The sequence below is a fragment of the Candidatus Hinthialibacter antarcticus genome, assembly GCA_030765645.1.
Lineage (GTDB): Bacteria > Hinthialibacterota > Hinthialibacteria > Hinthialibacterales > Hinthialibacteraceae > Hinthialibacter > Hinthialibacter antarcticus.
Genome location: JAVCCE010000025.1, coordinates 20,911 through 29,769, shown reverse-complemented (window position 1 = coordinate 29,769; position 8,859 = coordinate 20,911). Strand labels below are relative to the sequence as shown.

The following is an 8,859-nucleotide window of genomic DNA, read 5'->3' as shown; positions in this document are numbered from 1 at the left end:
TGGGTACAACTCTGCTCGCTTCAGTGCGGGCTTTCAGGCCCGTTTGCACAGGCGCTTCCAGAGTTGCATCCATGCCTGATTTGGCTTGTCAATTTTTGATATGCCGGAGCCCGTTTCTGAATCAAAATCATTGCATCCATCAATATAGGTACTCAATTACCAGATGAACATTAAATAACGAGTCATAATAAAAGATGAGTCATTCCCCCTCTCGCTTAGCCTGGATACAATGTTCATAGTCGTTATTCAATTTGTGATTGATTACTGGAAGCAGAATGAACCAATCAAACAACCCATTTGATGTTCTCCATCTAGATTTAAGCGTTGGCGTCCCGCGCTGTATGTATTGTGGGCAAGACAGCGCGAGTTCGATTGCGATGTGCCCGATGTGCGAGAAGCAAGAGGTGGGGATCGTTCTTGCGGTGTTGCGTCAATTGGTGCTATTGCAGGGAAATCTCAAGCAAGAGAAGAAAGATGAGTCCTCTAATTCTAAAACAAGGGAAATGATGGTTGCGTCCAGTCTGGATGAATTTCCGCTTGAATTGATTCGTCGTATGCGTAAATATCCCCATCTGGTGAAGACTTCCGGGGTTTGGTTTGCTCATTTGTGCGCTTATTGCAATGCGAATTATATGCATGGCGGCGATGGGGTTGGGATTGGTGAAATTGTACAATCTCCAACCTATGGAGTTTTGCGTGATACCTTGTTTGGTTTAATGAAAAAAGAGGGGCCTGCAATTGACGAGGATGCAATCGATACGGTCTTGAGTATTTATAAGATAGAGCATGCCTCAATGGATGGACGGCAAGTCGTAAAAGAAATGATGTTATCGCTTGAAAAACGCGGACTCATTCAAATTGAGCGTCCGCAGGGTGAATGTATTGCTTGCGGCGCTGAGGTTCCGATTGGGGTAGAATTTTGTGAAGATTGCCGCAAAGACCAAAAACTGGCGGTGATGAAGGCCATGCAGGGCGCCAAACCCCCATCGTTGCTGTCTCCGTCTCAGCCGAAACGCTCAGGAATGCATGTCCGCAAAGAGTAGCGAACGGCTTGGCTTTTTTACGCAGTATGCTTTACTCGCGTGGTTATGACTGAACACACTTCCGGTTCACTGGCGAATATACAACCACCATCCAGACGGTGGTTTGCGCTTGTTCTGCTACTCGGCCTGCTGCTTCGCTGTTGGGGGCTGACTTCGCCGCTGTATGACCTGAATTATTGGCGGCAGACCGAAACCGCCGCCATCGCCCAGAATTATTACCAGGACAATCTCCCCTTTCTCAGCCCGGAAATCGACTGGACCGGCCCCGGCGGTCGCGCCGAGATGGAATTTCCCATTTTCCCGTATCTGATCTCTTTGTTGTATCAGGCCTTCGGATTTTGGGACGGTTTCGGGCGCATTCTTTCAATTTTTTGTTCGTTGTGGGTCGTCGTCAATCTCTGGTGGATCGCCCGAAAACTGTTTGACGATTGGACAGCGCTTTTCGCGGCGGGATTTTTTGCCGTCGCTCCATTGGCGGTGTATTTTGGGCGCACCTTTCAGCCCGATATGATGATGCTCGCGGCGTCGACGGCTTGCGTTGCGCTGCTGTTGTATTGGAACGGCAAATGGACGGACGCCCGGCTGTACGTCTCGGCGTTATTGCTCGCGCTGGGAGTCGCGCTCAAACCGACCTGCGTGTTATACGCGCCTGCGCTTGCGGTGATTTTTTATCAGCGGCTGGGTTGGAAATGCGTCATTCACCCCAAGACGCTGATCTACGCCGCGCTGGTGTTGGGGCTGCCTGCGTTGTGGTATTGGCGGGCGCATACGTTCTATCTCGAAACCGGAACCACCTTCATTCGCCACTATATCGACTTCTCATTTGAGACCGCGTTCTTCCGCTTTTGGCGCGACCCCGCTTATTGGCCGATTGTTGCGCGGCGCATCGGCGTCGAAACTTTAGTGTACGTTGGCGTGTTATTTTTTCTGATTGGATTGAAGCCTGCGTTTTCCAAACAACGGCGCTGGTTTTGTTTGGCGTGGTTGCTGTCGGTTCCCGGATTATACCTGGGCATCCCCGGGCATCATTACGGTCATCATTATTATTCGCTGCCTGCGATTCCCGTATTGGCGCTGTTCGCCGGGGCGGGTTTGGCGTGGATTGCGAACTCGCTGCGCCGCTGGCTGCCAACCGGATTATTCTTGTTAGTCCCGATTTGTATGGGCGGCTTCGGGATGAATTACATGATAAACGAGTATTGGTACGCGCAGTTGTATTTGTATTATCACGATGCGGTCGATTTGCGTGATGAACTGCCCGAGGCGCCGATTGCGGTGTTTGATGAACTGAACCATACGCCGGAGTTCTTTTATTTCGCCAATCGCGACGGCTGGCGACGGATGCGCAACGCCAACGACTGGGTGGACGATTCGCAGTGGGTCGAACAAGTGCGCGGCAAGGGCGCTCAGGCGCTGGTATGGTTGAACGAATCGTTCGCTAACCATCCGATAAAGCACCTGTCGAACCATCCCACCGGGCAATACGTCTGGTCGCACTACGAATTGCAGGAACTGGGCTATCGCCATTTTGTGGCGCGCTATGACCAGCCGAGGTACGGCGATCATGCGATTAAGCCCTATCTAAACCAGCGCGTCGCCATGCCGCCTTCAGCGATGACGCAATATGCGTTTTGGGAAAACCTGCCATTAGAAAAATGGAGCGAGGCGGATGCGCTATTGTTTGATTTTCATCTCGCGTCGTTTGATGAACGCGATGAAATTTTGCAAACCTACCGGGATGCCGTGGGCGATGGCTTCGCGATCATTCGCCAAGACGGCGGGCGGGTGGTTCTTCAACGGAGCCAAGCACTGAAATCCAAACCGGATGCGCTCGACGCCGCCGCAGCGGGGCATTGGATCGAAGGCCCGACGCCCCGGGAGCGCTTTTCGTTCGGTGTGGTTGAAGCGGGGCGCTACCGCATCAGCGTGACATTCGCTGAAGAAGACTTGCAAGCGCCGGTGCGTATCTACGCTATGACGCCTGACGGCGTGGTCCGCTCACACCGTATGTTAGAAGCCGAACATCTGCCTCATTTGCAGGAAGGCGAGCGCCCGGCGATTTTCCTTAACCTGCCCCAAGCCACAGGAATTGTTGTCGGCGCCAATCATGACGACCGTGCGTATACGCTGGCGTCTGCTGTGATCGTTCCTGATTTGGAGTGCATGGCTCCCGATCAGGTGTTTCAGGCTGAGAGCCTTTATACCAACGTAGCAAAAGTGGTTTCTGACCCCGACGCGGACCGCGGGACTGCCTTGTGGGGATACGCGAGCGAGCAGGGGCGCTTCTTCTGCCACGGGCCGTTCTTTCAACTGCCCGACGGGCTGTATGAAGGCGGCTTTCGTTTGCGTACGCCGCGCGAGTGGAGCGAATGGGACGTTGTCGTCGGCTTCCATGAAGGCAATGTCGTCTGGCAAAAAGTCGTACCTATGACCACCAAGCGCCTGCCGACGGATTATTCTGAATTAACTGTCGAGGCCGAGTTTCCTGAATCGTATGTGATCGAAACCCGCGCGTATTTGTATGAAGATTCGGAAGTGCTGCTCGATACCATTCGCATCGGCCAGCGTATGCGCGACTCGGTGCATTATGCGACCGGAGAAGCCATTGCGGAATTGAAGACCGATGAGGGCGAGAGATACGTCAGCGCTAACGGCGTCATCAGCAACGCCAGCGGTGAGTACCTGAAGAAGATGTTGTTTCTCGAAGGCGGCGTTGCAGCGGCGGCCTGGACGCCGCAAACCGGGCTGCGTGTTCTCGATACGATGGGGCGCGTGTTTGATGAAAATAACCGTATGGTATGGTATGCGCCCTGGGCGACCAAAGAACCGATTATGACGTACGCGATTTCCGCAGACGCTCGCGCGGAAGGCTTCATCTCTTATGACGGCATGTTGTATCTGTATGAAAGCGGCGCGGCGCGCGGGTTCAAACTTGAAACGCGGCCTTACCCGGTGAGAAAACTATTGATCTACGACGGCGGCAGCGCGCATGTGTTGTTCGGAAACGGTTTTGTCGCGACGGTGGGCGACGCCGAGCCGGTTATCAATACGCCCGACTTTTTCGGCGACGCTGCGCGGGCGCTCATCAAGACGCCGCAGGGGTATTACGTCGTTGACAATCGCGGCGGCATACATTCTTATGGTGACGCTCCCAAAATTCTTACTCCCTATTACCAGGAGATCGACTGGATAGTCGACGCCAAGCGCGACGACGACGGCGTGTGGACGCTCATCGACCTTCTCGGCGGAACGCACGTCTTCAATGAAGCCGACCGGATGCAGTAAAAACAAATCATTGTATGAATTGTTAATGAATTAGAGATATAATACAAAACGGATTGTTAGGTAGAATTAGGAGCGAATAAAGATGGGAATTTTAAAATGCAAAGGATTCGTTGATTCGTCTGGGCAATTGAATGTAAATGTTCATTCTCCTTTGCAGCCCGGTGATGTTGATGTTGATGTTGTCTTGATCGTTCAACCTGACAACACGAATGATAGTCGCTCGTATGACTTTTCTGACCTGATTGGCAAATTGTCATGGAGCGGCGACGCGTTGAGCGCTCAAAAGCAACTTCGCCATGAATGGACCTAGACGCTATTTGTTGGATACAAACGCCATTGTTTAATCCAGATGGCTATCAATTTAAGAATGCAATCACGCTTAAAACTTCCCGATGCAATCATTGCTTCATCTGCGATTTGCAATCATGCCGTTCTTGTCACAGCCGATCAAAATTTCGCGGCAATTGGCGATCTTTCTGTAATGTCATTTTAATTTAAAAATGGTTCTTCCGTAAATTGGATACTTTATTTTAATAAATTGAATTGAGATTTTGCTGCATGTGGCATGGGTACAACTCTGCTCGCTTCAGTGCGGGCTTTCAGGCCCTTATGCACAGGCGCTCCCAGAGTTGCACCCATGCCTATATTTGGTTTGTCAATTTTTGATATGCAGGAATAGGTTTTCTTAACCTAAATCATGTCCATCCATCAATGTAGGTACTCACTTGCCGGATGAACCTTAAAAATTTGCCTCCTCGGTGGAACCCACGTCTTCAATGAAGCCTACCGGATGCAGTAAAAAGTAGGTTGTGTTCTTACCCCGGCATTTTCATTGTTGAGCCATTTCTTGTTGGGCTGCTTTGCCTTCGCCGAACGGGTTCGCCCTGGCAAGCCTTGATTGAAGGCAACGGTCCGGCTGAGTAAACCTGTTTTGCTCCGATACACAAGCAACGGGGTTTCTTGTATGATGCAATTGAAAATTTGTTGTGTCGGGCGAGTTATTTATGATTGATTCTCACCAGCATTTTTGGCAGTATACCCCGGAAGAATACGCTTGGATTGGCGACAACATGACGCCGCTTCGGCGTGATTGTTTGCCGGATGATTTAAAGCCATTGATCGACGCTGCGGGTGTGCAGGGAACCGTCGCTGTCCAGGCGCGGCAATGCCTGGATGAAACCCAATGGCTGCTGCAATTGGCTGGCGCAAATGAGTGGATCGTCGGCGTGGTTGGCTGGGTTGACCTGCGCAGCGACGCACTTTCAGCGCAGTTAGAGCGCTTCTCAAAAAACAAAAAGTTGGTGGGCGTTCGTCACGTTGTTCACGATGAACCGGACGATGAGTTTTTGCTGCGCGAAGATTTTTTGCGCGGAATCCAGATGCTGGCTGATTACGATTTGGCGTATGACCTGTTGCTCTTTGAAAAACATCTTCCGGTTGCCATTCAATTCGTCGAAACGTTTCCCGATCACCGCATTGTTCTCGACCATATTTCAAAGCCGCTCATCAAAGATCGCGTTCTTTCGCCCTGGGACGCCAACCTGCGCGAACTGGCGAAATATCCGAATGTGTATTGCAAAGTTTCGGGCATGGTGACCGAAGCGGATTGGACGAATTGGACGCCAGACGACTTGAAGCCGTACCTCGATGTTGTGTTTGACGCGTTCGGCCCTGAACGTATTATGCTAGGCTCCGACTGGCCGGTTTGTACGGTTGCAGGCAGCTATCAAGACATTTTGAATATCCCGTTGAATTCCATCGAATCGCTTTCGATTGAAGACCAAGAAAAAATCAAATCCAAAAACGCGCGCCGCGCCTATAAACTACCAATATGAAATATAACCAACTTGGGAAAACCGGGCTCAAAGTATCTGCACTCAGTTACGGCGCTTCGCCGTTAGGCGGCGTGTTTCACAGCGTTCGCGAAGATGAAGGCGTCCGCACAGTTCATACCGCGATTGATCTTGGGATCAATTACATTGATTGCTCGCCGTATTATGGTTTGACCAAAGCGGAGACGCTGTTAGGCAAAGCCTTGCGGGGAATTGGGCGCGACCAATACATTCTTGCGACCAAAGTCGGACGCTACGGAGATGATGAATTTGATTTCTCCGCAAAGCGCGTCACGCGCAGCGTGGACGAAAGTCTGCAACGTTTGCAGGTCGATCATGTCGATATCATCCAGTGTCACGATATTGAGTTTGGTTCGATTGATCAGGTGGTGAACGAAGGAATTCCTGCATTATATAAATTGCGCGAGCAGGGAAAAATCCGCTTCGTTGGAATTACTGGATTGCCGTTGAAATTATTTCGAACGGTCTTAGACCAGATCGAAGTGGATGCGATTTTGTCGTATTGCCATTATGCGTTGAATGATGTTTTGCTTGTGGATTGGTTGCCCTATTTGCAACAAAAAAATGTCGGCGTGATTAGTGCGTCTCCGTTGTCGATGGGATTGTTAACCGACGTCGGCCCGCCCGACTGGCACCCGGCGCCGCAGGAAATTTGCGAGACCTGCGCCAAAGCGGCGGCGTTCTGTCGCGACAAGGGCGCGAATATCGCTAAACTGGCGTTGCAGTATGCTTTGCAGTGCGACGAAATTCATACGACGTTGGTCGGTACGGCGCGCGTGGAAAATATCGAGCGCAATGTCGAATGGATGAATGAGCCGCTGGATGAAGAATTGCTGCAAGAGGTGTTGGCGATCTTGAAGCCCATTCATAATCAAACCTGGCCGAGTGGTCGTGAAGAAAATAACTGAGAAGAGAATCCCGATATGAAAAGCATAATTCTTGATGAACCCGGCGCCTTTCGCGCTTGTGAGTGTGACGCGCCTGCTTCCATTCAACCCGGCGAGGCGCGGGTGCGCGTTCATCGCCTGGGCGTGTGCGGCACAGACCTGCACGCCTATCGCGGCAAGCAGCCGTTCTTTGAATATCCGCGCATTCTGGGGCATGAACTGGGCGTGGAAATTCTTGAAGTCGGCGAAAATGATTTCGACTTAAAGCCCGGCGACCGTTGCGCTATTGAGCCATACTTGAATTGCGGCGGTTGTATCGCATGCCGCCGGGGAAAGCCCAACTGCTGCGCGAATATGAAAGTCTTGGGCGTCCACGTCGACGGCGGGATGCGCGAGCAGTTTGTGGTTCCCGTCGAAAAACTGCATGTCTCAAAGACGCTTTCATTCGATCAACTCTCGTTGGTTGAAACCATCGGCATCGGCGCCCATGCGGTCAATCGCGCTCGCGTACAGCCGGGCGAAACCGTGATGGTGATTGGCTGCGGCCCGATTGGATTGGGAACGATGGCGATGGCGAAAGCCGAAGGCGCCGATGTAATCGCACTCGATATGAACCCATCGCGTCTCGAATTCTGCCAAGCGACGCTTGGGATTGAACATACGATTAAAGCAGACGAGAACGCTGCTGAGGAAATCACAAAACGAAATTTTGGCGAGTTTCCGACGGTGGTGTTTGATTGCACGGGCAATAAAGATTCAATGCGGCAGGCGCTACATTATCTTTCGCACGGCGGTCGGCTGGTGTATGTCGGGCTGTTTATCGGCGACTTTTCGTTGCCTGACCCCGAATTTCACAAACGCGAAACCACCTTGCTTTCCAGCCGCAACGCGACTTCAGAAGACATGCAGCGAGTGATGCGTTATATGGAAGCGGGAACCATCGACGTGAAGCCCTGGATCACCCATCGCGTCACGGCGGACGCTATGCCCGGCGAGTTTGAATCATGGCTGCAACCCGACGCGGGCGTAGTTAAAGCGGTGGTCGAGTGGTCGTAATGACGGACGCGCCGATTCGCCTCGCTGTATGGTCGGGGCCGCGAAACATTTCGACGGCGTTGATGCGTTCTTGGGGCAACCGCGCCGATACGATGGTCTATGATGAACCCTTCTACGCGCATTACCTGCAACAGACTGGCGTCGACCATCCCGGCGCCGATGAAGTGATCGCCCATCACAACACCGACTGGCGCGAGGTGATCGAGTCGCTATTGGCGCCGCTGCCGGACGGCAAGCGCATCTATTACCAAAAACACATGAACAAACACATGCTGTCCCACATCGACATGCAGTGGACGCAGCAGATGACCAATTGTTTTTTGATCCGCGAACCGAAAGAGATGATTACCTCGTTCATCAAGGTCGTACCGAAGGCGACGATTGACGCCTTCGGCCTGATGGAGCAAGTTGAAATGTTTCGGCGCCTCAAAGCGCAAACCGGACAAACGCCGATTGTGGTCGATTCAAAAGATATACTGCAAAATCCGCGTAAGGCGCTCGGACAATGGTGTGAGGCGATCGGCGTTGAGTTTGATGAGGCTATGTTATCGTGGGAGCCGGGCCTTCGCGAAACCGACGGCGTATGGGCGAAGCATTGGTACGGCAACGTGATGAACTCAACTGGCTTCGCGCCGTATATACCCAAAAATGAGGATGTCCCCGAATCGCTCGCTTCATTGCGTCAACAATGCAATGAACTTTATGATGAACTCTATCTATATCGAATCCATTAAG

General features: G+C 51.9%; 7 protein-coding genes. All 7 read left to right on the top strand.

Features of this window, described 5'->3' with window-relative positions:
* Window positions 1-386 precede the first annotated feature (386 nt).
* The 7 genes from P9L94_07220 (at window position 387) to P9L94_07190 (ending at window position 8,858) form a co-directional block, all read left to right on the top strand.
* On the top strand, window positions 387-1,043 hold the full coding sequence (locus tag P9L94_07220; protein MDP8243855.1) for a hypothetical protein: 657 nt from the start codon (window positions 387-389) through the stop codon (window positions 1,041-1,043).
* A gap of 45 nt (window positions 1,044-1,088) precedes the next feature.
* Window positions 1,089-4,328 carry a glycosyltransferase family 39 protein gene (locus P9L94_07215; protein MDP8243854.1) on the top strand — a complete coding sequence of 1,080 codons (3,240 nt, stop codon included), beginning with the start codon at window positions 1,089-1,091 and terminating at the stop codon, window positions 4,326-4,328.
* A gap of 82 nt (window positions 4,329-4,410) precedes the next feature.
* Window positions 4,411-4,638, top strand: a complete 228-nt coding sequence (locus tag P9L94_07210) for a hypothetical protein (GenBank protein MDP8243853.1) — start codon at window positions 4,411-4,413, stop codon at window positions 4,636-4,638.
* A gap of 694 nt (window positions 4,639-5,332) precedes the next feature.
* Window positions 5,333-6,163 carry an amidohydrolase family protein gene (locus P9L94_07205; protein ID MDP8243852.1) on the top strand — a complete coding sequence of 277 codons (831 nt, stop codon included), beginning with the start codon at window positions 5,333-5,335 and terminating at the stop codon, window positions 6,161-6,163.
* Window positions 6,160-7,089, top strand: a complete 930-nt coding sequence (locus P9L94_07200) for an aldo/keto reductase (protein ID MDP8243851.1) — start codon at window positions 6,160-6,162, stop codon at window positions 7,087-7,089. The genes P9L94_07205 and P9L94_07200 overlap by 4 nt, the downstream gene beginning before the upstream one ends.
* Window positions 7,090-7,104: 15 nt before the next feature.
* Entirely contained in the window at window positions 7,105-8,124 is a 1,020-nt protein-coding gene (locus P9L94_07195; protein MDP8243850.1) for a zinc-binding alcohol dehydrogenase family protein, read from the top strand.
* Entirely contained in the window at window positions 8,124-8,858 is a 735-nt protein-coding gene (locus tag P9L94_07190) for a hypothetical protein (protein MDP8243849.1), read from the top strand. The genes P9L94_07195 and P9L94_07190 overlap by 1 nt, the downstream gene beginning before the upstream one ends.
* The last annotated feature ends 1 nt before the right edge of the window (window position 8,859 follow it).